Source organism: Streptomyces sp. NRRL WC-3618 (assembly GCF_001280005.1).
GTDB lineage: Bacteria > Actinomycetota > Actinomycetes > Streptomycetales > Streptomycetaceae > Streptomyces.
Genome location: NZ_LGDW01000019.1, coordinates 1 through 25,540, shown reverse-complemented (window position 1 = coordinate 25,540; position 25,540 = coordinate 1). Strand labels below are relative to the sequence as shown.

Here is a 25,540-nt window from a genome sequence, read left to right as displayed (position 1 = left end):
GCTCCAGCCCGTCCCCCGACCGCAACACCCCGAGCATCTCCCGCAACTCCGTCAACGCCTGCCGCCCCATGTCCCCCACCAGAGCGGCATTCCGCACAGCCTTCTCCGGATCCTTCCGAGCCACCGCCTGCAAAGCAGCCGCATGCACCACCATCAGACTCACCCGGTGCGCCACGACGTCATGCATCTCACGAGCGATACGCGTCCGCTCCTCGTTCCGCGCCCACTCCGCCCGCTCCTCCGCCCGCTCCGCCAGCAACTGAAGCTCCCGCTCCAGACTGTCCGCCCGCTCCCGAAGACTCTCCATGAGCCGCCGCCGCGCCCCCACATACAGCCCGAGAAGCAACGGCGGCGCCGTCACCGCCAGCGACGTGGTGATCGCGACGACCGGGACCAGCCAGTCCCCGATCTTCAGACCGCCCGCCACGTCCTGATGCGACCGCACGAACGTCACGATGAGCGTCCCCACCATCGCCATCCCCGCGAGCGCCCCGATGATCCGCCGGGGCAACTCCGAGGCGGCGAGCGTGTACAGCCCGACGACGTCCATCAGAAAGCCCATCTGGGCCGGCGCGACAGCGATGGACACCAGCACGACAGCGATCGGCCACCGCCGCCGCAACACCAACACCGACCCGGCGACAACCCCGAACACGAACCCCACGGGCAACGGAATCCCCGCCTCCCTGGCGAACCGGATCCCCTCCCCCGCGCACTCCCCGGCGGACAACAACGCGAGGCCCACATCCAGCCCCGCACCGCGCCACCTGGCCCACCACCACGGCCCGGTCAAGGCCGCGGTGTGGACTTCCCCCGTAGTGGTCATGCGTCCAGCCTACGGTCGGCGGCACCCCGTTTTCCGGCGAGTTTCGACGACTGACGCACACCACACGCCGCGATCAAACGGATTCGAAACCTGCCGGAACCCCTCGAACTACTGAATCGGACACCGTTCGACCCCGGAAGCGATGATTCCGCCTGAGGGTTTTCCCATGGAACACGCATGTGGCAAGTACGCGGACTTCGAGGGGCTGCGGGAACGGGCGGTGGCGTTGCGGCGGGAAGGGCTGAGCCGCCGCCAGATCCGCGACCAGCTTCGCGTCCACAACAACGACATCCTCAACCGCCTCCTGGAGGGCGAGCCACCCCCGGAGTGGACGAAGCGCCCGAACGCGAAGGACGACCTGCGCCACCGGGCGAGGGAACTCCGGCTCCAGGGGTGGACGTACGACCGGATCCAGGTGGAGCTGGGGTGCTCGAAGAGTTCGATCTCGTTGTGGGTACGGGATCTGCCGAAGCCGGAGCGGCGGGATCCTACGGAGCAGGCGAGGCTGGCGGCACGGAAGCGGTGGGAGCACGAGGGGGCGATCCGCGACGCTGAGCGGATGGGTACGAAGGCGACTGCAATGCGTGAGATCGGCGCGATGACCGACCGCGAGCTGTTCATGGCCGGAGTCGCCCTGTACTGGGCGGAAGGGTCCAAGGACAAGTCCTACGACCGCCGCGAGAGCGTCGTCTTCGTCAACAGCGACCCCGGAGTCATCGATCTTTACCTGGCCTGGTTGGACCTGCTCGGCGTGGCTCGCGAACGCCTCCGGTTCACCGTGATGATTCACGAGACCGCCGATGTCACTGGCGCCGAGCAGTACTGGACAGACCTCGTGAAGGCAGATCGATCAGCCTTCTACAAGACGACCCTGAAGAAACACAACCCCAAGACCGTCCGGAAGAACGTGGGCGAAAACTACCGTGGTTGCCTCACGGTGCGCGTACTGAAGGGATCCGACCTATACCGTCGCATCGAGGGGTGGTGGTCTGGCATGGTGGTGGAGGCCAAGCGGCGAACCGCGTAGGCTGCCCGGAGTGATCCCCCGTGGTGTAATCGGCAACACACATTACTTTGGATAATGTATTTCAGGTTCGAGTCCTGGCGGGGGAGCTTAGTTCGGGTCCTGACTGCTCAGTCAGGGCCCTTACTCATGTCCCCCACGAAACCCCCCGGTATCCTGCGGATGTCCACCCCACCCCCTCCGCAGCCGAAGGGCACCACCCGTGAGCGCCAATCGCCCCGCCGCCGTAGTCGTACTCGCAGCGGGTGAGGGCACCCGTATGAAGTCGGCCACACCCAAGGTCCTGCACGAGCTCTGTGGCCGTTCGCTGGTGGGTCATGTGCTCGCCTCCGCCCGTGAGTTGGACCCCGAGAACCTGGTCGTCGTCGTGGGCCACGCCCGTGAGCAGGTCACCGCGCACCTGGCGGAGACCGGCACCGACATCCGTACCGCCTTCCAGGCGCAGCAGAACGGCACCGGTCACGCCGTGCGGATGGGGCTGGAGGAGCTGGGTGGGACCGTCGACGGGACGGTGGTCGTCGTCTGTGGCGACACTCCCCTCCTCACCGGATCGACCCTCCGCACTCTCGCCGCGACCCACTCCTCCGACGGCAACGCCGTGACGGTGCTGACGGCTGAGGTGCCGGACGCGACGGGGTACGGGCGGATCGTGCGGGACGCGGCGTCCGGGGCGGTCACCGCCATCGTCGAGCACAAGGACGCGACCGACTCGCAGCGGGCGATCCGTGAGATCAACTCCGGTGTCTTCGCGTTCGACGGGCGGTTGCTGGCGGACGCGCTGGGGAAGGTGCGGACGGACAACAGTCAGGGTGAGGAGTACCTGACGGACGTACTCGGGATTCTGCGTGAGGCCGGGCATCGGGTCGGGGCGTGTGTGGCGGCCGATCACCGGGAGATCGCGGGGATCAACAACCGGGTGCAGTTGGCCGAGGCGCGGCGGATCCTCAACGACCGGCTGTTGACCGAGGCCATGCTCGCGGGGGTGAGTGTGATCGATCCCGCCACTACGTGGGTCGATGTTTCGGTCACGTTCGAGCAGGATTCGATCGTTCACCCGAACACGCTGCTCCAGGGGGCGACGCATCTCGCCGAGGGTGCCGAGGTCGGGCCCAATTCGCGGCTGAAGGACACGCGGGTGGGTGCCGGGGCCCGGGTGGACAACACCGTTGCCGACGGTGCGGTGGTGGGGGCGCGGGCGAACGTGGGGCCGTACGCCTATCTTCGGCCTGGCACCCGTCTGGGCGTGCAGTCCAAGATCGGTACGTATGTGGAGACGAAGAACACGTCGATCGGTGACGGGACGAAGGTGCCGCATCTGTCGTATGTGGGGGACGCGACGATCGGTGAGTTCACGAACATCGGTGCCGCGAGTGTGTTCGTGAACTATGACGGGCAGGACAAGCATCACACCGTTGTCGGGTCGCATTGCAAGACGGGTTCGGACAACATGTTTGTGGCGCCTGTCACGGTCGGGGATGGTGCGTACACTGCGGCCGGCTCTGTGATCACGAAGGACGTACCGCCCGGTTCGTTGGCCGTGGCCCGTGGCCAGCAGCGGAATATCGAGGGTTGGGTGGCTCGTAAGCGGCCGGGGACTGCGTCGGCGAAGGCGGCCGAGGCGGCTTCTCGGGAGCAGGGCGACGAAAGCTGACCGGAAACGCGTGGGGCGGACTCCGGCTACCGTGATAGATGCACACCCGCACACCCCCAGCTGAGCAGGCCTCTTCAGGGCTGACCGCGGCTGAGACACCTCCGAGGAGACAGTGCTGTGACCGGGACCAAGACCGGCGAGAAGAAGAAGATGATGTTCTTCTCCGGCCGCGCCCACCCCGAGCTTGCCGAGGAGGTCGCCCAGCAGTTGGGGGTCGGGGTTGTCCCGACGAAGGCCTTCGACTTCGCGAACGGTGAGATCTACGTTCGGTACGAGGAGTCGGCGCGTGGCGCGGACTGCTTCGTGATCCAGAGCCACACGGCTCCGATCAACCAGTGGATCATGGAGCAGTTGATCATGATCGACGCGCTGAAGCGTGCGTCGGCTCGTTCCATCACCGTGATCGTGCCGTTCTACGGTTACGCGCGGCAGGACAAGAAGCACCGTGGGCGTGAACCGATCTCGGCGCGTCTGGTCGCGGATCTGATGGCGACGGCGGGTGCGGACCGGATCCTGACGGTGGATCTGCACACGGACCAGATCCAGGGCTTCTTCGACGGTCCGGTCGATCATCTCTTCGCCTTGCCGCTGCTCGCGGACTATGTGGGCGCGAAGGTGGACAAGGGCAAGCTGACGGTGGTGTCGCCGGACGCGGGTCGTGTGCGGGTGGCGGACCGTTGGTGTGACCGGCTGGGTGCGCCGCTGGCGATCGTGCACAAGCGGCGTGACAAGGATGTGGCGAACCAGGTGACCGTCCACGAGGTCGTGGGTGAGGTCAAGGGTCGGGTGTGTGTGCTGGTCGACGACATGATCGACACCGGTGGGACGATCGTGGCGGCGGCGGACGCGTTGTTCGCGCACGGTGCGGAGGATGTCATCGTGACGGCGACGCACGGTGTGCTGTCGGGTCCTGCGGCGGATCGTCTGAAGAACTCGCGGGTGAGTGAGTTCGTGTTCACGAACACGCTGCCGACGCCGGGTGAGCTGAGTGCCGACCTGGACAAGATCAAGGTGCTGTCGATCGCGCCGACGATCGCGAGTGCGGTGCGTGAGGTGTTCGAGGACGGTTCGGTGACGAGCCTGTTCGACGAGCAGTAGGTCCGTCGGTCTCCCGTCCGACGGGATCTGCTGGATCGCTTCTGCATGATCGATTTTTCTGCGGCCTCCCCTGCCGAGTAGTCTGTGCGAGTTGCTCGGCGAGGGAGGCCGTACCCGTGTCATTTGCGGGGCCGGTGATCCGTTATCGACGCGCTCTTCGTAGCAGGCCGTTCGTGGCCGGGTGACTGTCCGTCTCTCACCTGTACGAGGAGTGCACAGCATGTCCGACGTCAAGCTCACCGCCGAGACCCGCACCGAGTTCGGCAAGGGTGCCTCGCGCCGCATCCGCCGCGAGGGCCAGGTTCCCGCGGTCGTCTACGGCCACGGCGCCGAGCCGGTCCACATCGCGCTGCCGGGTCACGAGCTGCAGCTCGCCCTGCGTACCCCGAACGTTCTGCTGACCCTGGACATCGAGGGCCGCACCGAGCTGGCGATCCCGAAGGCCGTCCAGCGTGACGCCCTCAAGGGCTTCCTCAAGCACGTCGACCTGCTCACCGTGAAGCGCGGCGAGAAGGTCACCGTCGAGGTCTACGTCCACACCGAGGGCGACCTGGCGCCGGGCGCCTACCTGCTCGAGCACGTGCTGAGCACGCTGACGGTCGAGGCCGAGGCCACGCACATCCCCGAGTCCGTCACCGTGTCCATCGCGGGCCTGGAGGCCGGTGCCTCCATCCTCGCCAAGGACATCCCGCTGCCCACGGGCACCACGCTGGTGATCGACGAGGACGCGGTCGTCCTCCAGGTCCTCTCCGCGCAGGCGGAGGAGGCCCCGGCCGACGCCGAGGCCGCGACCACCGAGGCCTGATCTTCCCCGTAAGTCTCAGTTCGTCGGCCGCCGTTCCCTCCAGGGGCGGCGGCTGACGCGTATCAAGGAGAGATGGACGTGACGACCGACGCGGGTGGCCCCTGGCTGATCGTGGGGCTCGGCAATCCCGGGCCGGAGTACGCGATGAACCGGCACAACGTGGGGTTCATGGTGGCCGACCTGCTGGCGGGACGGATCGGCGGGAAGTTCAAGCGGGCCGGGAAGGCCCAGGCCCAGGTCGTCGAGGGGCGGGTCGGGCCGCCTGGACCGGCCGGCTGCCGGGTGATCCTGGCGAAGCCGACGTCGTACATGAACCTGTCGGGTGGGCCGGTGAACGCGTTGCGCGAGTTCTACAAGGTGCCGCTGGACCGGGTGGTGGCGGTTCATGACGAGCTGGACATCGACTACGGGGTGCTGCGGCTGAAGCTGGGTGGCGGGGACAACGGTCACAACGGTCTGAAGTCGATGACGAAGGCGATGGGCGCGGACTATCACCGGGTGCGGTTCGGGATCGGGCGTCCGCCGGGTCGTATGCAGGTGGCGGATTTCGTGCTGAAGGACTTCTCGTCGGCGGAGCGCAAGGAACTGGACTACTTCGTGGACCGGGCGACGGACGCGGTGGAGGCTTTGGTGACGGAGGGCTTGGAGCGGGCGCAGGGCGCGTACAACTCCTGAGACCCTCCGGGACCTGCTGGGACCTGCTGACACGTCCTGGGGTTCATGGGGCTTCCTGTGGCCTGCTGGAGATTTGTGGTGAGTGTCCGGGGTGGCGGGCGCCCGGAGATTACGTGGGTACAACTGCTGACTTTGCCGGGCAGGAGTTGACCGATCGCAGGACCATGGCCAATGATCCCGCCCATGCCAGCCAACGCGCACCGCCACAGGTCCGCTTCCGCCTCGCCGCCGCTCGGGCGTGTCGGTGTGTTCGGGCGGTTCGCGGTGATGGGTACGGTCGCTGCGCTGATCCTGATCGCGGGTGTGTGGGCGTCCTGGGGGACGGCTCAGCACGTGATGCTCAGCAAGGGGCGTGAGCAGGGCACGATGACGGTGTCGGGGTGCGCGGACGGGGTCTGTACGGGGTCGTACCGGCCGGTGTCGGTGGGGTCGACGGCGCGGGGCCGAGTGGTGCTGGCGCAGTCGGTGGGGGTCAGTGAGGGCGAGACGTACGCCGTGGTCGTGAAGCCCGGGAGCCGTGATGTGGTGCGGTCGGGTCCGGCGGGTCTGCTGTACGCGTGGGTGCCGTTGGGTGGTGCGTTGCTGCTGGCGTCGGTCGTGGTGGCGGGTGGGCTGGGGCTGACGCGGGCGGGGTGGGCGCTGGCGGGGTGTGGGCTGGCGCTGGTGACGGCGGCCTGGGTGGCGCTGTAGAGGACGTGCGGGTGCCCTCGTACGCGGGACGGTGTGTCCGTGTACGAGGGCACCTTTTTGTTGTTCGGCTTCGTTGTTCAGCCGGTGTTGCGCAGGCCTGCCGCTACTCCGTTGACGGTGAGGAGGAGGGCGCGGGCGAGGAGGGGGTCGGGTTCGGCGCCTGCCGCTGCGGCGTCGCGCTGGCGCTTGAGGAGGGTGACCTGGAGGTAGGAGATGGGGTCCAGGTAGGCGTCGCGGATGGTGAAGGTCTGCTGGAGGACGGGGTTGGCGTCGAGGAGCTTGGTCTCGCCGGTGATGCGCAGGACTTCGCGGACGGTGAGTTCGTGTTCGGCGCGGATGGTGTCGAAGACGTGCTTGAGGTGGTCGGGGACGAGGCTGTCGACGTAGTGCTGGGCGATGCGCAGGTCGGTCTTCGCGAGGGTCATCTCGACGTTGGAGATGAAGTTGCGGAAGAAGTGCCACTGTTCGTGCATCTCGTCGAGGACCGTGTCGAGGCCGGATGCCCTGAGTGCCTTGAGGCCTGAGCCGACGCCGAACCAGCCGGGCACGATCTGCCGTGACTGGGTCCAGCCGAAGACCCAGGGGATGGCGCGCAGGCCGTCGAGGCCGGCGCCGGAGTCGGGGCGGCGGGAGGGGCGTGAGCCGAGGTGGAGGTCGGCGAGCTGGTCGACGGGGGTGGCGGCGAAGAAGTACGACGGGAGGTCCGGGTCTTCCACCAGCCTGCGGTAGGCGGCGTGGGCGGCGTCGGAGACGAGGTCCATGGCGGCGTCCCAGCGGGCGAGGGACTCGTCGGACTGGCGGGGGGAGGTGTGCAGGGCGGATGCCTGGAGGGTGGCGGCGACGGTGAGTTCGAGGTTCTCGCGGGCGAGTGAGGGGACCAGGTACTTGTCGGAGATCACCTCGCCCTGTTCGGTGACCTTGATCTCGCCTTCCAGGGTGCCCCAGGGCTGGGCGAGGATCGCGTCGTGGGAGGGGCCGCCGCCGCGGCCGACGGTGCCGCCGCGCCCGTGGAAGAGGCGGAGGCGGACGCCGTAGCGGTGCGCCACGTCACGCAGGCGGCGCTGGGCGCGGTGGATTTCCCACTGGCTGGTGGTGATGCCGCCGAACTTGGAGGAGTCGGAGTATCCGAGCATGACTTCCTGGACGTCGCCCCGGAGCGCGACGAGGCGCCGGTAGGACGGGTCGGAGAGCATGTCCTCGAGGATGGTGTCGGCGGCCTTGAGTTCGTCGGTGGTCTCCAGGAGCGGCACGATGCCGATCTTGGCCCAGCCGGCGTGGAGGTCGATGAGTCCGGCTTCGCGGGCGAGGACGGCGGCGGCGAAGACGTCGTCGGAGCCCTGGCACATCGAGATGATGTAGGACTCGATGACCTCGGGTCCGAAGACGGCGAGGGCCTTCTTGACGGTTTCGAACACGCCGAGGGTCTTGGCGCCGGCGGCGTCCAGGGGTGCCGGGGTGGGGGCGAGCGGCCTGCGGGAGCGCAGCTCCTTGGCGAGGAGCTTGTTGCGGTACTCGCGGGGCATGTCCTCGTAGCGCCAGGATTCCTCGCCGAGGCGGTCGAAGAGCTGGCCGAGGGTGTGGTGGTGGGCGTCGGCGTGTTCGCGTACGTCCATGGTGGCGAGCTGGAGGCCGAAGGCGGCCAGGGTGCGGATGGTGCGGTCCATGCGGCCGTCGGCGAAGAGGCCGCCGCGGTGTTCGCGCAGGGAGGTCTGGATGAGGGTGAGGTCCGCGAGGAGCTGGCCGGTGCCGAGGTAGTCGCGGCCGGGCTGGTGCGGGGTGTCCTTGGCCAGGCGCTGCTTGGTGTTCTCGAGCTTCTGGCGGATGCAGGTGGCCTTGAGGCGGTAGGGCTCTTCGGCGTTGAGGCGCTTGTAGCGGGGGCTGATCTCGGGCAGGAGTTCGATGTCGGCCCGGAGGGATTCGAGGAGTTCCTCGGTGGCGCCGGTGTAGCGGATGGAGTTGGAGAGGAAGCCGCGCAGCTCGTCGATCAGTTCGAGGGCGTCGTTGATGCCGTGCTCGTGCTGGAGGATGAGGACGTCCCAGGTGACCTGGGGGGTCACGTTGGGGTTGCCGTCGCGGTCGCCGCCGATCCAGGTACCGAAGGTGAGGGGCCGGGTGTCGTCGGGGAGGCGGACTCCGACGCGGTCCAGTTCCGCCGTGAGGTCCTCGAGTACGTCGCCGACGGCGCCGGCGTGCAGTTCGTCGAGGTAGTAGATGGCGTTGCGGGCCTCGTCGGCGGGTTCGGGGCGCACGACGCGCAGTTCGTCCGTCTGCCATACGAGGTCGATGTTCTCGGCCAGACGGGTGTCGTAGCGGCGTCGGTCCGCCTCGATGACGGGGGTCTCCAGCAGGGCGGCGATACGGCGCAGCTTGTTGAGGACCGAGCGCCTGGCCGCTTCCGTGGGGTGGGCCGTGAAGACTGGCCGAACGTTGAGGTTCTTGACCGTGGCGCGCAGGTGGTCGGGGTCGGCGTCCTTGAGGCGGTCGGCCGTGCGGGCGAGGAGGCTGCCTTCGGCGGCGCGCTTGGCGCGTAGTTCGCGGCCTCGGTGGACCTGTTCGGTGACGTTGGCGAGGTGGAAGTAGGTGGAGAAGGCGCGGACGAGCTTGGCGGCGGTCTCCAGCTCGGTGCCGCGCAGGAGTTCGGCGGCGGCCTCGCCGTCCTCGCGGGTCAGTTGGCGGACCTTCTCCACGAGTTCCAGCAGCTCAGGGCCCTCTTGGCGGACGAGGGTCTCGCCGAGCAGGTCGCCCAGGCGCCGGATGTCGGCGCGCAGTTCGCTGCTGGTCGTGGTGGCCTGGCCATGGTCGTCGGCACTGCTCACAGGTGCGGCTCCTTGCAGTGTGGAGGCTCGGCGGGGAGGGTACCCGGCCGGTGTCCGGACGGCTGTGGGCCGCGCCGGAGGCCGAGCACGGGAGGCATGGGGCGTGGCAACCGGGAAGAAATGGGAGCGGACCGCGCTGTCCGACCGACTCAAGGATAGGTGTCGAGGGGGACGCGCTGAATTTCGGGCTCTTGCCGCCGGGCAGCGCGCTGACATACTTACGACGCCGTAGGTTACGCAAGCGTAGGGAGCCTGAGGATCCGAGGGCGCCCTCGGATTCCGTATCCCGGTATCTGACTGGACCCACACCACCCCCCAGGGGACGCGTATGACCACCTCACCTTCCGACGCGCTCGAAGACGCTGGGAAGACGCCCGACGACTCCTCACTGCCCTCGGCCACGCTGGGTGGCGAACAGAAGCGTTCGCTCGAACAGATCACGCTTCTTCTCTTCATCATCGTCCCGTTCCTCGCGGTTGTGGCGGCGGTGCCGCTGGCGTGGGGGTGGGGGGTGAGCTGGCTGGATCTGGGCCTGCTCGTCTTCTTCTACTACCTGGGGTGCCACGGCATCACGATCGGTTTCCACCGGTACTTCACGCACGGCGCGTTCAAGGCGAAGCGGCCGTTGCGGATCGCGCTCGCCATCGCGGGTTCGATGGCGGTGGAGGGTCCGCTGGTGCGGTGGGTGGCCGACCATCGCAAACACCACAAGTTCTCGGACGCGGAGGGTGATCCGCATTCGCCGTGGCGGTTCGGGGAGACGGTTCCGGCGCTGATGCGGGGCCTGTGGTGGGCGCACATCGAGTGGATGTTCGACGAGGAGCAGACTCCGCAGGACAAGTACGCGCCCGACCTGATCAAGGACCCGGACATCCGGGCGATCTCGCGGCAGTTCATCTGGTGGGCGATGCTGTCGCTGGCGCTGCCCGCGCTGATCGGCGGTCTGGTGACGATGTCCTGGTGGGGCGCGTTCACGGGCTTCTTCTGGGGCTCGCTGGTCCGTGTCTGCCTGTTGCATCACGTCACCTGGTCGATCAACTCGATCTGCCACGCGGTGGGCAAGCGCCCGTTCAAGTCGCGGGACCGCTCGGGCAACGTGTGGTGGCTGGCCGTGCTCTCCTGCGGCGAGTCCTGGCACAACCTGCACCATGCCGACCCGACGTCGGCGCGGCACGGTGTGATGCGCGGGCAGGTCGATTCGTCGGCACGGCTTATCCGCTGGTTCGAGAAGCTTGGCTGGGCCTATGACGTGCGCTGGCCGTCACGCTCGCGTATCGATTCCCGCCGGAACACGGACGAGGACGGCTCTCGACGGCGGAAGGAGCCGGCGAAGGCGGCATGATTGACAGCGTGGTGACCGACTCCAGCAGCACTGAGAGCAATGAGAAACCGCGGCGCCCCCGCCGCACCCGGATGACGGGTGCCGAGCGCCGGGCCCAGTTGCTGGAGATCGGCCGCACGCTGTTCGCCGCGAAGGGGTTCGAGGCCACGTCGGTGGAGGAGATCGCGGCCAGGGCCGGCGTCTCCAAGCCCGTGGTCTACGAGCACTTCGGCGGCAAGGAGGGCCTGTACGCGGTGGTCGTGGACCGCGAGATGCGGCGCCTGCTGGACATGGTGACGAGTTCCCTGACGGCGGGGCATCCGCGTGAACTGTGCGAGCAGGCGGCGTTCGCGCTTCTCGACTACATCGAGGAGTACACGGACGGCTTCCGCATCCTGGTCCGCGACTCCCCCATCCCGCAGTCGACGGGTTCCTTCGCGTCGCTGATCTCGGACATCGCCACCCAGGTGGAGGACATCCTGGGCCGCGAGTTCAAACGCCGCGGCTTCGACCCCAAGCTGGCCCCGCTGTACGCCCAGGCCCTGGTCGGCATGGTCGCGCTGACGGGCCAGTGGTGGCTGGACGTACGCCGTCCGCGCAAGGCGGAGGTGGCGGCCCATCTGGTGAACCTGGCGTGGCACGGGCTGGACGGGCTGGAGGCGAAGCCGCGGCTGATCGGGCGCCGGAAAAGCTGAATGAATGTTCCTCTAGATTAATCTTGTGACATCGTTCGGCCATGACTGAGATTGCGATCAGCGCGGCCCGCTCCCAGCTCGGCGACCTTGTCCGCCGAGCAGCCCACAGCCGCGAGACCATCGCCCTCACCGACCACGGGCACGTGGCCGCGCTCCTCGTCTCTCCCCAGGTGATAGAGGATCTCGAAGACGCACTGGCGCTTTCCGAATATCAGAGGCGCAAGGCCGAGGGCACGCTGGGTGAGGGAATCCCGATGGCCGAGGTACGCAGGCGACTGGGGCTTGAAAAGCAGTGACCTACGAGATCATCTTCGAGCCTCACGCCCTCGATGCCGCAACACGGTTCCTGAAAGAGGACCCAGCCGGGCTCGCCGTCGTCCTGAACGCAATCGACGAACTGGCCCATAACCCTCGCCCCGCAGGGACCACGCCGTACGGCCCGGACATCCGGCGCCTCCGCGTCGGCGCCTACCGCGTCATATACGTGATCGACGACGCCGTGATCCACATCCTCGTCACCCACCTGGGCCGGACATCCTGAGCGGCTCCAGGAACTCCAGCCGGTTGCCCACGGGGTCCAGGGCGTAGAAACGCCGGTGACCTGGCAGGCCGTCGTCCCAGGTCACCCGCACCCCACCGGCCTCCAGCCGGGCCGCGTACGCCTCGATGCCAGTGACCCGCAGCCCGGGGTGGGCCTTTCTGGCGGCCCGAAATCCGGTCTCCACCCCCAGATGGAGTTGCGCGGTCCCCGCCCGGAACCAGCACCCGCCCCGGGCGGCCAGTGCCGGCGGCTTCGGGACCTCGGTCATGCCGAGGACGCCGACGTAGTACGCGCGCAGCTCGCCCTCCGCCCCGGGCGGCGCGGCCAACTGCACATGGTCGACGGCGACGATCACCGTCCCGCCCCCTGTCCCCCGCCCTTCCGGGCCACCGCGAACAGCCGCTGAAACGGCAGCACCGTGCCGTACTCCTCCGTCGGATACACCGCGCGCAGCAGGTCGCGGTACTCGGTGACGAACGCGTCCCGAGCCTCCGGGTCGTCCGCCAGGGCGGTGAGCACGGGCCGCAGGCCGGTTCCCTTGACCCAGTCCAGCACCGGGTCCTCCCCTTGCAGGACGTGGAGATACGTCGTCTCCCACACGTCCGTCTCGCAGCCGAGCCGGGCGAGACGGTCCAGGTAGACGAGGGGCGGGTGGACGGAGTCCTCGCGGCGCAGCACCTCGCCGAGGCGGCTCCGCCAGCGGGCGCCGGTGCCCAGTTCGCGCATCAGGGCGTGCAGGGGCGCGTCGATGTTGTTGGGCACCTGGAAGGCGAAGGTCCCGCCGGGGGCGACGGCGTCCAGCCAGGCCGGGAACGCGTCGAGGTGCCCCTCGACCCAGTGGAGGGCGGCGTTGGACACGATCAGGTCGTACGTCTCGGAGGGCGTCCACCGCGAGGCGTCCGCGTGGGCGAAGTCGAGGCGTCCGCCGCCCGCCGTGGGGCCCGCGTACCGGGCCGCCTGTTCCAGCATGGGTGCGGAGTTGTCGTACCCGGTGATGTGCGCGGTGGGCCAACGGTCGGCGAGTACGGCGGTGACGTTGCCGGGGCCGCAGCCGAGGTCGGCGATGCGGGCAGGCCTCGCGGTGTGCTTGGCGGGGAGGTCGGGGACGCGGGCGAGGAGGTCGGTGAAGGGGCGGGCGCGGTGGTCGGCGTGACGGAGGTACTGGGCGGGGTCCCAGGTGGGTGTGGTCATACGGACTACCTTCCCGCCAAATATATCTCGACGTCAAGAGACTTGACATCAAGAGACTCCATATCGACACAACCACTACACTGATCGCTATGGAGGACGAGGTCGATCGGCTGGTCGCTGCGTGGCGCCGGGAGCGCCCGGACCTCGACGTGGAACCACTCGAAGTGCTCAGCCGGGTCAGCAGGCTCGCCCGGCACCTGGATCGTGCGCGCAGGCTGGCGTTCGCCGAGCACGCGCTGGAGCCCTGGGAGTTCGACGTCCTGACCGCGCTGCGGCGCGCCGGAGACCCGTATCAGCTCTCCCCCGGACAGCTCCTCACCCAGACCCTGGTCACCTCCGGCACGATGACGAACCGCATCGACCGGCTGACGAAGAAGGGTCTGGTGGAGCGCCTCCCCGACCCCACCGACCGGCGAGGGGTGCTCGTCCGCCTCACGACGGAGGGCCAGGACAGGGCGGATCAGGCACTGGCGGGGCTGCTGGACCAGGAGCGCGCGATCCTGGCCGAGCTGTCGCACGCTCAGCGGAGCGAACTGGCCGCGCTGCTACGCCAGTTGACGGCGCCGTTCGACAACATACCCGGCTGACCGCCCGGGGGTGTGCCGCCGGCCGGTCAGGCGCTGCTGCTCTCCTCCACCGTGATCCGCCCACCGTGTCCCAGGTCGGCGGGGCCGACGCCGGCCCGGCGGGCCAGGGCGACGGCGGCGAGGGTGGAGTGGACGCCGAGTTTGCCCAGCACGTTCTGCATGTGCGTGCGCACGGTGTGCGGGGAGAGGAACAGCCGTTCGGCGACAGCTTTCCGGCCCAGCCCGGCGACCATGCAGCGCAGCACTTCCCGCTCCCTGGGCGTCAGCGACTCGACGAGCCGCTCGCTCTCGGTGCGGTGCTTGCGGGCGGCGGTCAACTCGCGCAGTACGCCGGTGAGCAGGGCGGGCGGCAGATGCGTCTCGTCGCGCAGCACGCCCCGGATGACGGTGAGCAGCCGGGACAGCGAGCAGTCCTTGGCGACCCATCCGGAGGCGCCCGCCTGGAGGGCCAGCGCGGCCCTTCGGGGGTCGTCCTTCTCGGCGAGGACGACGGTCCGGACGTGCGGATGCCCCGCACGGACGCCCGCGACCAGCGAGATGCCGTCGACCAGCCCTTCCTCGTTGCCCTCCTGCACGGGCACCGCCGGGCGCGCTCCGGGCACGTTGCCGCCCAGGTCGGAGTCGACGAGCAGGACGTCGAACCGGCGGCCCTCGGCCACCGCGCGCTCCAGAGCGCGCAGCGCGGCGGGACCGCTGCCTGCGGCGGAGACGTCGACGTCCGGCTCGGCGGCCAGTGCGGCGGCGAGAGACTCGGCGAAGATGCGGTGGTCGTCGACGACCAGGACTCGGATGCGAACCACTGAAACCCCCTTCCCCGAGCTCCTCAGGAGCTGGGGACACCCAATCGTCGAGGGGACAGCTCGTGCGGACACGACGCCCGGAGCAGTCCCCGGCTGCTGTTGCCGGCCTGGGACGGGGCTGCCGCAGTCACTGACGCACGGCCGCCGCCGTGCGATGACTGCTACCCCGCTCCGGGCGTCGTACCCGGCTGTCTCGCCCCCTGATCAGCACCGGCCCCCACCGGTGCTGTTCATCAGGGTACGGCTGGGAGGCAGGAGCGGAAGGTAATTCGCAGAACTGATTGGCCGGCGCGCTTATGGTGTGCCGCATGTTTCGTATGGAGACAGAAGTCGACAGGGAATGGCTCTCCGTGCTCCGCGCGCGGTTGCACGACGCGAACACGGCGGCCTCGCCTGTCCTGCGGGCCCTGCGCGGAACCCCGGCGGAGCGTGAACTCCCGCTCCACGTATGGGTGTTGGACGAGAACGGAGGCCTGGCCGGCGGCCTGGTGGGCCACACCTGGACGACCTGGCTGCATGTGACGTACCTCTGGGTCGACACTCCGCACCGCGGCAAGCGCCTGGGCTCCCGCCTCCTCGTGGAAGCGGAGCGCGTGGCACGCGAGGAGCGCGCGTGCACGAACGTACGCCTGGAGACATGGGACTTCCAGGCACCGGACTTCTACCGGAAACAGGGGTACGAGGTGGTGTGCGCGATCCCGGACTATCCACCGGGGGTCACGGAGTACACGCTGACGAAGCGGCTGGCGCCCGGGATCTGAGGGCCGGGGCTCAGAGTTCCTTGAGCGCGTCCAAGGTGATGTCGACGTCGATGTCGTAGGGCACGGTGAGCTTCAGGTAGTCGTGGTGGATGCCGGTGAGGGCGTACGTCTTGTTCACGGGGTCGATCTCGTAGGCACGGACGACCGGGTGCTGGTTGGGGTCGGCCATCTCCACGAGCCAGAAGTACGGGATGCCCGCAGCGGCGTACTTACGGGGCTTGGCGTCACGGTCGCGGGCCTCTGAGTCGGGGGAGACGACTTCTACGGCGAGCAGGACGTCCTTGGCTTCGAACCGGGTGAGATCCGGTCCGGTGACAGCGCCCGCGCGGACGACGCTGACATCGGCCTCAGGCCCGTTACGGCGGTCCAGGACGACGGTCATCTCTCGGCGGACCTTCAGCTCCTTGGGGACCGTACGGCGCAGGCCGGTCACCAGAAGGTCGATCATCGTGCTGTGAAAATCCCGCTGCGGACTCGCAAAAACCAGGCTCCCGTCGATCAGCTCGGTGTGCGGCGGGAGGTCGGGCAGCGTGAACAGGTCGTCCACGGTGTACCCGTCCTGGGGCGGCACCGGCCAGCGGCAGCCGGGCTCAGCGGTCGGCTCGGCGACGGGCTCGGCGGTCATGATTCCTCCCATGGACGGAATGCTCGGCCTGCCCCCTCACGGTAACGGCCGCAATCCGGTGGCGTCATCACAAAGGGTGACGCGTTGATCGGGAAGAACCTTTCCGCAGCAGCCGCCGCCGACGGAAGCCGGCTGCGGCTGCTCGATCGGCCCGGGTTCACGCCGGGACGAAGCCGGTCAGGCCCAGCAGCCGTTCACTGTCGCGGCGAGGCCGTCCATCGCGTCCTTGATGGAGTTGGCGTCGGCGGTGGAGCCGTTCTCCACGAAGGAGAAGATCTTCCAGTTGCCGTCCGTGCCCTTCGTCAGACCGCTGAGGGCGATGGCACCGGTGAGCGTGCCGGTCTTCGCCCTGACCTTTCCGACCGCGCACGAGGAGTTCGGGTCGTCGAAGCGGCCCCACTCCGGGGCGAGCGTGCCGCCGGCCTCGCCGGCGACCGGAAGGCCGTCGACGATCGGGCCGAGGACGCTCTCGTACCGCGACTCGGTCGCACGGTCGAGGATCTCGGCGAGTGTGGTGGCCGGGATCCGGTTGGCGCGGGAGAGGCCGCTGCCGTCGTGGATCTCGACGTTGTCGAGGGAGATGCCGTACGTGTCGCTCAGCACACCGCGTACCACGGCCGCGCCGTCCTCGAAGGTGGCCGAGTGGCCGGCGCCCAGGGCCGTCATCCGCAGCAGGGTCTCGGCGGTGTTGTTGTCGCTGACCTTGAGCATCTGGTGCACGGTGTCCGCCAGCTTCGGGGACTGGTGCTGGGCCACCGGTACGTCGGTGGAACTCGCCTGCGCGCGGGCTACGGCGCCGTCCACGGTGATGCCGGCGGCGGCGAGCTTGCCGGCGAAGACCTGTCCGGCGTCGATCGAGGTGTCCGTGACGCCGTGTCCGTCGACGACGAGGGCGCGGACCGGGGCGACGGAGTCGGGGTAGTAGCCGTCGTTCCAGCCGTTGGCGAGCGTCGGTTCGGGGAAGAGGCTGTCGTCGACCCGGACCTTCACGGTGGTCAGGCCCGCGGCCTTCAGCCCGGCCACCGCGTCCGTGGCCATCGCATCGAGGTCCGCGCTGGTCAGCAGGCGGTCGCCGCCGCCGATGAGGGTGAGGGTGCCGTTGCCGTAGCTGACCTTGGTGGTGAACCGGTGGTCGGGGCCGAGCACCGTGAGGGCGGCGGTCGCGGTGGCGAGCTTGGTGTTGGACGCCGGCATCAGGGCGGTGGAGGCGTTGTGGCCCCACAGGGGGCGGTCCGTCTTCGCGTCCAGCACCACACCGCTCACGTTGTTGCCGAGTCGGGCGTCGACGATGCGCTTGGTGAGGTTGGTGATCAGCTGCTGGTCGCCGGGGTCCGTGTCGGCGGCCGTGTCCGGTGCCGAGTCGGGGGTCGCCTTGAGGGGGCTCCCGTCGGCGGCGAAGGCCGAGGGGCCGGCCAGCGCCGCCGAGGCGACCGGGAAGGCCATGGCCAGGACGAGGGCGCGGCGGGCGCCCGGCCCGAACGGCTTCGACTTGCGGTGACGCCGTCGGCCTCCGGGAAGGAAGGCGGGCTCGGTGGAGAGAGCCTGGAGGGACGGAGACTGCGCGGGGGGAGTCTCGGGAGCCGCTGTGGCTGAATCGCTCATTGAGTTTCCAAGGGGCCGGCATTGATGGGGGTCCTGCGGGGCGAAGAAACGCGCGCACAGTACCACTGGTCACACGCGCCCCACAGGTCACACAGGTCACACCGACCCCGTCAACTCCCGTTCCCTGTCAGGAGATTCGGCGTGCTCCCGCCGAAGGCACCGCGGCGAAAGTGCGGGGCGCCGTGTATCCGGCCGCGCCGAACGCCTCCTCCACCGCCTTGGTGATCCGGTCCGCGTCCCCGGCCTCGACCAGCACGATCGCCGAGCCGCCGAAGCCGCCGCCCGTCATGCGGGCGCCCAGGGCACCGGAGTCGAGCGCGGTGTCGACCACCAGGTCGAGTTCCGGGCACGAGATCCTGAAGTCGTCGCGGAGGGAGGCGTGGCCCTCGGTCAGGACGGGGCCGATGGCGCGGGTGTCGCCGCCCGACTTCAGCAACTCCACGACCCGCTCGACCCGGTGGTCCTCCGTCACCACGTGGCGCACCAGGCGCTGTACCTCTTCGTCCTCGGCCAGGCGCTCCAGCGCCGCGTCCAAGGCGTCGTACGCCACATCCCGCAGCGCGGCCACGCCCAGGAGTTGTGCGCCGCGTTCGCAGCCCGCCCGGCGCTTGCCGTACTCGCCCTCGCTGTGGGAGTGCTTGACCTGGGTGTCGACGACGAGGAGGCGCATGCCCTCGGCTGCCAGGTCGAAGGGGATCTGGTCCTGGGAGAAGTCCCGGGTGTCGAGGAAGAGGGCGTGGCCGTGCGTGCAGCACGCCGACGCCGTCTGGTCCATGATGCCGGTCGGGGCGCCCACGTACACATTCTCCGCGCGCTGGCACAGGCGGGCCAACTGCTGGCGTTCCAGGCCCAGTTCGTGCAGGTCGTTCAGGGCCAGGGCGACCACGACCTCCAGCGCCGCCGACGAGGACAGGCCCGCGCCCGTCGGTACCGTCGACCTGAGGTGGATGTCGGCGCCGGACGAGACCGACGCGTGGCCCGCGTCCAGCAGCGCCCAGATCACGCCCGCCGGGTACGCCGTCCAGTTCCGGTCCGACTCGGGGCGCAGGGCGTCGACGCGCAGCTCGACGACCCCGCCCTCGATGTCCGACGAGTGCAGGCGCAGCACGCCGTCCGTGCGGCGGGAGACCGCGGCCAGCGCCGTGTGCGGGAGGGCGAAGGGCATGACGAAGCCGTCGTTGTAGTCGGTGTGTTCGCCGATCAGATTGACCCGGCCCGGCGCCGCCCACACTCCCTCCGGTGCCGATCCGTACAGCCCCTCGAAAACCTCGGCAACCTCGGCGACATCCGCAGTCGTCATGCCCTCTACCTCTTGCCTCTCGTACGTTCCAGTACCGCTGGTTACCGCTGGTTACCGCTGTGACGCTGCGCGAACTCCCACGCGTCCGCGACGATTCCCGCCAGGTCGGACCGGGTCGGGGTCCAGCCGAGGCGGGCCTTGGCCCGGTCGGCGGAGGCGACCAGGACCGCCGGGTCGCCGCCCCTGCGCGGGGCCACGACCTCCGGGATCGGGTGCCCGGTGACCTGCCGGACCGTCTCGACGACCTCGCGGACGGAGAAGCCCTCGCCGTTGCCGAGGTTGCAGATCAGGTGTTCGCCCGCTGTCGCGGCCGTGAGGGCCAGCAGGTGGGCGTCCGCCAGGTCCGCGACGTGGATGTAGTCCCGTACGCAGGTGCCGTCGGGGGTCGGGTAGTCCTCGCCGAAGACCGAGATCGCCTCCCGCTTGCCCTGGGCGACCTGGAGGACGAGGGGGATCAGGTGGGACTCGGGGTCGTGGCGCTCGCCCTGGGTGGCGTATGCGCCGGCGACGTTGAAGTAGCGCAGCGACACCGCGGCCAGGCCGTGGGCCGTCGCCTCGCTCGTGATCATGTGGTCGACGGCCAGCTTCGAGGCCCCGTAGGGGTTCGTCGGGGACGTGGGGGCCGTCTCGACGATCGGGGTCGTCTCCGGCTCGCCGTAGGTCGCGGCGGTCGAGGAGAAGACCAGCTTGCGTACGCCGGCCTCGCGCATCGCGGTGAGCAGCGCCATGGAGCCGCCGACGTTGTTGTCCCAGTACTTCTCGGGCTTGACGACGGACTCGCCGACCTGCGAGGAGGCCGCGAAGTGGAGCACCCCGTCGAAGGAGGCGTCCAGCCACTTGGCGGCGTCCTTGATGTCGCCCTCGACGAAGGTGGCACCTGCCGGGACGCCCTCCCGGAAGCCCGTCGAGAGGTTGTCGAGGACGACGACCTCGTGGCCGGCCTCCAGCAGATGCTGGGCGACCACCCCGCCGACATAGCCCGCACCGCCGGTGACCAGGTACTTACCGCTCATCAACTCGCTACCTCTCGAAGTCGCTGGGCCGCGGTTTCCGGCTGGATGTCGTTGATGAACACGCTCATCCCCGACTCGGAGCCCGCGAGGAACTTCAGCTTGCCGGACGTACGCCGAATGGTGAAAAGCTCGAGGTGGAGCGCGAAGTCGTCACGGTTGACACCCTCGAACTGCTCCAGCGCGCCGAAGGGTGCCTGGTGCCAGGCCGCGATGTACGGCGTCGGCGGTTCGCCCTCGCCGAAGATCCGGTCGAAGCGCCTCAGGAGTTCCAGGTAGACCTTGGGGAACTCCGCGCGGGCGTCCTCGTCGAGCCCGAGCAGGTCCGGCACCCGGCGGCGCGGGTAGAGGTGCACCTCGTACGGCCAGTGCGCGGCGTACGGCACGAAGGCCACCCAGTGGTCGGTGGCCAGCACGAGGCGCTCGCCGGCGAGTTCCTTCTCGAGGATGTCGTCGAAGAGGTTCTCGCCGCCCGTCGCCTCCTTGTGCGCGGCCACCGAGCCGAGCATCAGGGCCGTACGGGGGGTGGTGAAGGGGTACGCGTAGATCTGGCCGTGCGGGTGGCCGAGGGTGACGCCGATCTCGGCTCCGCGGTTCTCGAAGCAGAACACCTGCTCGACGGCCGGGAGGTTGGACAGCTCCGACGTCCGGTCGGTCCACGCCTCCAGGACCAGTCGCGTCTGCTCCTCGGTGAGGTCGGCGAAGGTCGAGTTGTGGTCGGAGGTGAAGCAGACCACCTCGCAGCGGCCGGAGTCACCGGCGAGGGAGGGGAAACGGTTCTCGAAGACGACCACGTCGTACGAGGAGTCCGGGATCTCGCTCAGCCGGTCGCCCTCGGTGGGGCAGAGGGGGCACTCGTCGGCCGGGGGGTGGTAGATGCGGCCCTGGCGGTGCGAGGCGATGGCCACCTCGTCGCCGAGGAGCGGGTCCCGGCGTACCTGCGAGGTGGTGACCGTGCGCTCCAGGGGGCGCCGGTCCACCGCGTCGCGCACTGTGTCGTCGCGCAGGTCGTAGTAGATGAGCTCACGACCGTCGGCGAGCCTCGTCGAGGTCTTCTTCACGCCGGACTCTCCATCCGTACCAAAACCTAGCTTCAAACAGAACCGAACACATCAAATCATAAATCCACAACCATGTGTAGAGCCAGGCGCGCTGGGAAACGCGAGCGGAGCCGGAGTTCACGGGAACTCCGGCTCCGCGGCCTGTGACAGCCAGAAGGGTCCAGGAAAGTGGGGGACCTCGTCAGAAGTCCGCCTGGGGAGGTATGTGCTGGGCGACCGGGCCCGCCCGGTCCAGCAGTCCCGTACGGGCCGCCAGCGCCGCCGCCTCCAGCCTCGACCCCACCCCCAGCTTCATCAGCACCCGCTGCACATGCGTACGGGCCGTACTGGGCGCGATCCCCATGCCGGCCGCGATCAGCCGCGTGTCCTCGCCGTCCGCGACCCGGACCAGGACCTCGACCTCCCTCGGCGTGAGCATCTGGAGGAGGCGCTGGCCCTCGTCGTCGGGCTGGGCGGCGGGGTTGAGCAGTTCACTGAACGCGCCCTGGAGCAGTTGCGGAGCGACCGCCGCCTCGCCCGCCCTGGCCTTCATGATGGCGCGCTCGACACCTTCTATACGCTCGTCGTGACGTACATACCCGGATGCACCCGCGGCGAAGGCGGCGGCGATGCCGCGCGGGCTGGGCACCGGCCCCAGCACCAGGACCGCCACCTGTGGACGTTCGCGCTTGATCCGCACCACCGGGTCGAACATCCCCGGCTCGGCCGGTGTCGCCGTGCCCAGCAGGCACACCTCCGGCGCGCGGGTGATCACCAGTTCCGCCGCGCCCGCGGCGGGCGCCGCCGCGGCGAGCACCCGGTGCCCGCGCAGCTTCAACGCCGAGGCAAGAGCCTCGGCGAGCAGTCGGTGGTCGTCGACCACCATCAGCCGAACTCCCATCGAGCCACCCCCCAGTCCCCCCAATGGTTGTCCCTTCTGGATGCCCATTGGTCCACACGGACGGGAGCCCCCCGGCTCCCCCCCCGCTTCCCATGCCCCCGGAAGCTACACGCTTGTTCGACGTTGCGCTTCCCCTACAGGAGAGAAGTGCCCCGGATCGCCGAAAATCCTCTCATTCGAGGGTGATGAGTAGTACGTGCACGGCCCCGCCCCTGACCAGGGACGGGGCCGTCAACAGCGGTGTTCGACGATCAGCCGTTCGTGTTCGTTCTCAGCTCGTGCCGTACGCGATGGCCAGGTCCCTCTTCTCCCCCGTGCTGGAGGGCTTGCGGGCGTAGACCTGGGACATGTAGAGGCGGCCGTCGGCGTAGATGATCTCGGCGTAGTCGGGCTGCATGCTGAACTCGATGTCCCGCACCGGCTTCGTCGCCGGGTTCCGCATCAGCGTCGTCTGCGCGAAGGAACCGCCGTCGATGCTGACGACCTCGCCGCCCTTGTCGTAGGGCGGGCGCTTGTACGCGATCACGTTGCCGTCGTCCATGGTCAGCGGGGAGATGGACCAGCCGTTGCCGGCGTCGGCCCGCTGACCGTCCAGCTTGCCGGTGGCGAGGTCGAAGGCGACGATCTCGTTGGTCCTGCTGTACTCGCCGCTGCCGTCGTGGTCCTCGGTCGGGACGTACAGCTTGTCGTTGCCGACGGCCAGCTTGGTGCAGTACTCGATCCGCGTGATGCCCTCGCACTTGGCGGCGTACTTGTCGCCGGGCGCCGAGATCTTCGTACGCAGCTGTCCGCTCGCGTTGTCGATGGAGAAGAAGTCCGAGATGCCGCTGCCGTCGCCCGCGGAGTGGTTGACGTCGGCCGCCACGACCAGCGGGTTCGTCGACACGATGCTGGCGTCCTCGATGCCCTTGGCCATCTTGTACTCGGAGAGCACCTTGCCGGAGACCGGGTCGATGGTCTGGATGCCCAGCTGCCGGGCGCCGTACGTGCCGCACTTGCGCACCGCGACCAGTTTCTCGCCGCCGCCGTAGCCCGCGTCGTAGCAGACGTCGTCCGGCTTCGGGGCCCACAGGGGCTTGCCGGTGATGTCGAAGGCGGCGCCGCCGCTGGTGCTGCCGACGGCGACCGTGTTCGCGCTGATCGTCACGTTGTTGAGGCTGATCGCCTGGTCACCGGACTTGACCGTCCGCGTCCACAGCTTCTTGCCCGCCTCGAGGTCGATCGCCGCGACCTGGCTGCAGCCGTGCGAGGGCTTGTCCTTGGTCGGCATGGCGGGCTCGAACACGATCGCCGTCCGGTGGTCGGCCGTGGTGTGACGGCTGGCCTCGCACACCGGGCCGGGCAGCGGGACCGTCCAGAGCTTGGTGCCCTTCACGGGGTCGTATCCGACGATCTCGGCCCGGCCGCTCTTGGCGTACACCGTGTCGGTGAGCCAGGAGCCGACGACGGTGGCGCTGTTCTCGTCGGCGCCGACGGCGGGCTCGGGGACCTGGAAGAGGACCTTGGAGGCGGTGTTCGCGGGCGCCTTGGCAGCGCCGCCGTCACCGCCGTCACCGCCGGATCCCCCGGTCGTGCCCGTCGCGCCGTTGGTTCCGGCGGCGTTGTTCTTGTCGTCGCCCTGGCCGTCCTTGGAGGAGGAGTACCAGACACCGCCGCCGATGATCAGCGCGATGGCGGCGACGGCCGAGACGATGATGACCGCCTGGGCGTTCATCTTCCGCTGGGGCGCGGAAGGTTGAGGCGCATAGACGGGCTGGGGCTGCTGCGGGTGGCCGTAGCCGTACGGCTGGGGCTGCTGCGGTGGCTGTGGCGGCTGCGCGTACGGGTTCGGGCCCTGGGGATAGCCGTAACCGGGAGGCGGCGGGGGCTGGTTGGGCGGGGGCGGCGGCGGCTGGGTCATGACGTGGGTACCTCGGGAGAACGGGAGCGGGGAGAGACAAGGAAGGGGGGAGAGCGTGGCTTACTTGCCGTAGGCGAGCATCAGCTTCTCCTTCTGCTCGTCCCTGCCGCTCAGCCGCGTGGTGGAGAGATAGAAGCGGCCGTCGGCCCAGTCGTACGCCTTGGAGAAGAAGCCGTTCTCGACGTCGGCGGCTGCCGCCGGGTTCTTCAGAAGCGTCGTCGGGGTGTGGCTGGTACCGGTGACGGGGATCGACACGACCTGGCCGCCGGCGTCGTACGACGGCTCGACGTAGGCGATGAGTGCGCCGCCCTCGGTCTTCAGCGGCAGCATGGACTTCGCGGCCGGTGACTTGACGCGCCACTTCTCCTTGCCGGTGGCGAGGTTGATCGCGACGATCTCGTTGGCGCCGGTCGTCGCCTGGGTCGGCAGATAGAGGGTGTCGGCGTCGGTGGCGACGCCCTGGCAGCCCTGGAGGTCGCGTTCGAGGATCGCCCAGCCGCACTCGGGTGCGAAGGACTCGTCGACGGAGACCTCGGAACGGAAGCTGCCGTCGGCCTTGAGCGTGGAGATGTTCCACGACTTCTTGTTCGTGTCGGTGAGATAGAGGACGACGGGATCGACGGAGTACGTCCGCCCGACCCGCCAGCCCTTCGGAATCGGCCGGGTCCACCTGACCGCACCGGTCCTCGGGTCCAGTTCCTGCACCTCGTCGTGCTCGGTGGAGGTGGAGGCCCCGCAGGACGACACGACGATCAGCTTGGCGCCGCCCGCGAAGGCGGCCGGGAAGCAGGCGGCCCCGTACCTCACCTTGTCGAACAGCTTGGCGCCGGTGCCGAGGTCGTACGCGGTGCCCGACTGCGAGCGCCCGACCATCAGGGTCTTCCCCGTGAGGGTCAGTTCGACGCTGAGCGCGCTGTCGAACAGGGCCCCGTCGGCGACCTCACCGCTCCAGCCCTTCGCCCCCGTGTTCAGGTCGAGCACTTGGAGCTTGTTGCACTTGGCGCGCGAACTGGCGCCACTCATATAGGCGACCACGATCTTGTCGTCGGCCGACTTCTGTGGAGTGACGGCGCAGATCTTCTGCGGGAAGGCGATCGGCCCCCAGGCGGCGGCCCCGCTCCCGGTACGGAACGCGAACACCTCCTTGTACGCCGTCTTCACGGCCACCGTGTCGGTGATCCACATGCCGCCGGCGTCGGCACCGGAGGCGGGCGCGTCCGGCGCGTCCTTGGACCAGAGCACCTTCGACTCGCCTGCCTGGCGGCCCTCGTTGAGGTTGCCGGGGTCGGCACCGGCCACACCGCCGCCGCCGTCGCCGTCGCCCTTGTCGTCGCCCTTGTCGTCACCGGGCTCGGCGGGCCCGGAGGGGGGCGCGGAGAGATCGGGGTCGGCTGCCGCAGGCTTCTTGTCGTCGCCGCCGCCGCTCGTCACGGTGACCACCGTGCCCACGATGACGAGCAGCGCGGCGACCGCCGCCCCGAGCAGCAGCGCGGGCCGCCCCTTGAGGGCGTTGCTCTTGCTGACACCGCCGCCGGGTGGCGGGGGTACGGGGGCGCCGGGGAACTGAGGGGGCTGCTGGCCCGGGTAGCCGTATCCGGGGGTGGCACCGTTCCCGTAGGGGCCCGGCTGGGCGGCGCCGTACGGGCCGGCGGGCGGCTGCCCGTAGGGGCCGGGCTGGGGC

25 protein-coding genes and 1 tRNA gene are annotated in these 25,540 nt (G+C 69.2%); 13 read left to right on the top strand and 13 right to left on the bottom strand.

The annotated features are described in order from the left end of the window. The coding region (locus ADL01_RS03685) for a sensor histidine kinase (protein ID WP_234354486.1) at window positions 1-826 on the bottom strand (826 nt) is incomplete at its 3' end. A 166-nt stretch (window positions 827-992) separates the two neighbouring features. Between ADL01_RS03685 and ADL01_RS03680 the strand changes: the two genes are divergently transcribed. From ADL01_RS03680 to ADL01_RS03650, 7 genes are all read left to right on the top strand, one after another. Then, entirely contained in the window at window positions 993-1,853 is an 861-nt protein-coding gene (locus tag ADL01_RS03680; RefSeq protein WP_053740409.1) for a hypothetical protein, read from the top strand. Window positions 1,854-1,867: 14 nt separating this feature from the next. Further along, a tRNA-Gln gene (locus ADL01_RS03675) sits at window positions 1,868-1,939 on the top strand. 113 nt (window positions 1,940-2,052) lie between these two features. Further along, window positions 2,053-3,501 (top strand): bifunctional UDP-N-acetylglucosamine diphosphorylase/glucosamine-1-phosphate N-acetyltransferase GlmU, encoded by a 1,449-nt coding sequence (glmU, locus tag ADL01_RS03670; RefSeq protein ID WP_078960306.1) that lies wholly within the window; start codon window positions 2,053-2,055, stop codon window positions 3,499-3,501. A gap of 117 nt (window positions 3,502-3,618) precedes the next feature. Then, the gene (locus ADL01_RS03665; RefSeq protein WP_053740407.1) at window positions 3,619-4,599 is read left to right on the top strand and encodes a ribose-phosphate diphosphokinase; all 981 of its coding nucleotides are present in this window, start codon (window positions 3,619-3,621) and stop codon (window positions 4,597-4,599) included. A gap of 220 nt (window positions 4,600-4,819) precedes the next feature. Then, entirely contained in the window at window positions 4,820-5,404 is a 585-nt protein-coding gene (locus tag ADL01_RS03660; RefSeq protein WP_053740406.1) for a 50S ribosomal protein L25/general stress protein Ctc, read from the top strand. Between the two features lie 72 nt (window positions 5,405-5,476). After that, entirely contained in the window at window positions 5,477-6,079 is a 603-nt protein-coding gene (gene pth, locus ADL01_RS03655; protein ID WP_053740405.1) for an aminoacyl-tRNA hydrolase, read from the top strand. A 171-nt stretch (window positions 6,080-6,250) separates the two neighbouring features. Further along, entirely contained in the window at window positions 6,251-6,769 is a 519-nt protein-coding gene (locus ADL01_RS03650; protein ID WP_053740404.1) for a hypothetical protein, read from the top strand. A 77-nt stretch (window positions 6,770-6,846) separates the two neighbouring features. On the opposite strand, the gene ppc is transcribed toward ADL01_RS03650, so the two are convergent. After that, entirely contained in the window at window positions 6,847-9,585 is a 2,739-nt protein-coding gene (ppc, locus tag ADL01_RS03645) for a phosphoenolpyruvate carboxylase (RefSeq protein ID WP_053740403.1), read from the bottom strand. Between the two features lie 328 nt (window positions 9,586-9,913). Between ppc and ADL01_RS03640 the strand changes: the two genes are divergently transcribed. The 4 genes from ADL01_RS03640 to ADL01_RS03625 are packed head-to-tail and all read left to right on the top strand — an operon-like array spanning window position 9,914 to window position 12,142. After that, window positions 9,914-10,927 carry an acyl-CoA desaturase gene (locus tag ADL01_RS03640; RefSeq protein ID WP_053740402.1) on the top strand — a complete coding sequence of 338 codons (1,014 nt, stop codon included), beginning with the start codon at window positions 9,914-9,916 and terminating at the stop codon, window positions 10,925-10,927. After that, window positions 10,924-11,601, top strand: coding sequence for a TetR/AcrR family transcriptional regulator (locus ADL01_RS03635; protein WP_053740401.1), 678 nt, complete (start codon window positions 10,924-10,926; stop codon window positions 11,599-11,601). The genes ADL01_RS03640 and ADL01_RS03635 overlap by 4 nt, the downstream gene beginning before the upstream one ends. Before the next feature lie 41 nt (window positions 11,602-11,642). Next, window positions 11,643-11,897, top strand: coding sequence for a type II toxin-antitoxin system Phd/YefM family antitoxin (locus tag ADL01_RS03630; RefSeq protein WP_053740400.1), 255 nt, complete (start codon window positions 11,643-11,645; stop codon window positions 11,895-11,897). Beyond that, window positions 11,894-12,142: a type II toxin-antitoxin system RelE family toxin gene (locus ADL01_RS03625; protein WP_053740399.1), complete on the top strand. Its 249-nt coding sequence runs from the start codon at window positions 11,894-11,896 to the stop codon at window positions 12,140-12,142. The genes ADL01_RS03630 and ADL01_RS03625 overlap by 4 nt, the downstream gene beginning before the upstream one ends. On the opposite strand, the gene ADL01_RS03620 is transcribed toward ADL01_RS03625, so the two are convergent. Continuing rightward, a complete protein-coding gene (locus tag ADL01_RS03620) occupies window positions 12,117-12,497 on the bottom strand; it encodes a glyoxalase (protein ID WP_053740398.1) in 381 nt (126 codons plus the stop codon). The genes ADL01_RS03625 and ADL01_RS03620 overlap by 26 nt on opposite strands. After that, window positions 12,494-13,333 carry a trans-aconitate 2-methyltransferase gene (locus ADL01_RS03615; RefSeq protein WP_053740397.1) on the bottom strand — a complete coding sequence of 280 codons (840 nt, stop codon included), beginning with the start codon at window positions 13,331-13,333 and terminating at the stop codon, window positions 12,494-12,496. The genes ADL01_RS03620 and ADL01_RS03615 overlap by 4 nt, the downstream gene beginning before the upstream one ends. Before the next feature lie 89 nt (window positions 13,334-13,422). Here ADL01_RS03615 and ADL01_RS03610 point away from each other — a divergent pair, with 89 nt between their 5' ends. Beyond that, entirely contained in the window at window positions 13,423-13,920 is a 498-nt protein-coding gene (locus ADL01_RS03610) for a MarR family winged helix-turn-helix transcriptional regulator (RefSeq protein ID WP_053740396.1), read from the top strand. 26 nt (window positions 13,921-13,946) lie between these two features. Here ADL01_RS03610 and ADL01_RS03605 read toward each other — a convergent pair whose 3' ends face one another. Next, on the bottom strand, window positions 13,947-14,720 hold the full coding sequence (locus tag ADL01_RS03605; RefSeq protein ID WP_053740395.1) for a LuxR C-terminal-related transcriptional regulator: 774 nt from the start codon (window positions 14,718-14,720) through the stop codon (window positions 13,947-13,949). 296 nt (window positions 14,721-15,016) lie between these two features. Between ADL01_RS03605 and ADL01_RS03600 the strand changes: the two genes are divergently transcribed. Then, window positions 15,017-15,481 carry a GNAT family N-acetyltransferase gene (locus ADL01_RS03600; protein ID WP_199834745.1) on the top strand — a complete coding sequence of 155 codons (465 nt, stop codon included), beginning with the start codon at window positions 15,017-15,019 and terminating at the stop codon, window positions 15,479-15,481. Between the two features lie 10 nt (window positions 15,482-15,491). Here the strand turns inward: ADL01_RS03600 and ADL01_RS03595 are convergent, their stop codons facing one another. The 8 genes from ADL01_RS03595 to ADL01_RS03560 form a co-directional block, all read right to left on the bottom strand. Further along, window positions 15,492-16,106 carry a Uma2 family endonuclease gene (locus ADL01_RS03595; protein ID WP_053740394.1) on the bottom strand — a complete coding sequence of 205 codons (615 nt, stop codon included), beginning with the start codon at window positions 16,104-16,106 and terminating at the stop codon, window positions 15,492-15,494. Window positions 16,107-16,283: 177 nt separating this feature from the next. After that, window positions 16,284-17,708 (bottom strand): D-alanyl-D-alanine carboxypeptidase/D-alanyl-D-alanine-endopeptidase, encoded by a 1,425-nt coding sequence (gene dacB / locus ADL01_RS03590; protein WP_078960305.1) that lies wholly within the window; start codon window positions 17,706-17,708, stop codon window positions 16,284-16,286. Window positions 17,709-17,835: 127 nt separating this feature from the next. After that, window positions 17,836-19,008, bottom strand: a complete 1,173-nt coding sequence (gene galK / locus ADL01_RS03585) for a galactokinase (RefSeq protein WP_053740393.1) — start codon at window positions 19,006-19,008, stop codon at window positions 17,836-17,838. Window positions 19,009-19,049: 41 nt separating this feature from the next. After that, window positions 19,050-20,021, bottom strand: coding sequence for a UDP-glucose 4-epimerase GalE (gene galE / locus ADL01_RS03580; RefSeq protein WP_053740392.1), 972 nt, complete (start codon window positions 20,019-20,021; stop codon window positions 19,050-19,052). Then, window positions 20,021-21,079 carry a galactose-1-phosphate uridylyltransferase gene (gene galT, locus ADL01_RS03575; RefSeq protein WP_053740391.1) on the bottom strand — a complete coding sequence of 353 codons (1,059 nt, stop codon included), beginning with the start codon at window positions 21,077-21,079 and terminating at the stop codon, window positions 20,021-20,023. Before galT ends, galE begins: the two co-directional genes overlap by 1 nt. A 181-nt stretch (window positions 21,080-21,260) precedes the next feature. Next, a complete protein-coding gene (locus ADL01_RS03570) occupies window positions 21,261-21,959 on the bottom strand; it encodes a helix-turn-helix transcriptional regulator (RefSeq protein ID WP_078960304.1) in 699 nt (232 codons plus the stop codon). Window positions 21,960-22,230: 271 nt separating this feature from the next. Next, window positions 22,231-23,859 carry a PQQ-binding-like beta-propeller repeat protein gene (locus ADL01_RS03565; protein WP_078960303.1) on the bottom strand — a complete coding sequence of 543 codons (1,629 nt, stop codon included), beginning with the start codon at window positions 23,857-23,859 and terminating at the stop codon, window positions 22,231-22,233. A gap of 60 nt (window positions 23,860-23,919) precedes the next feature. Then, a partial coding sequence (locus ADL01_RS03560) for a PQQ-binding-like beta-propeller repeat protein (RefSeq protein ID WP_234354485.1) occupies window positions 23,920-25,540 on the bottom strand: 1,621 nt, incomplete at its 5' end.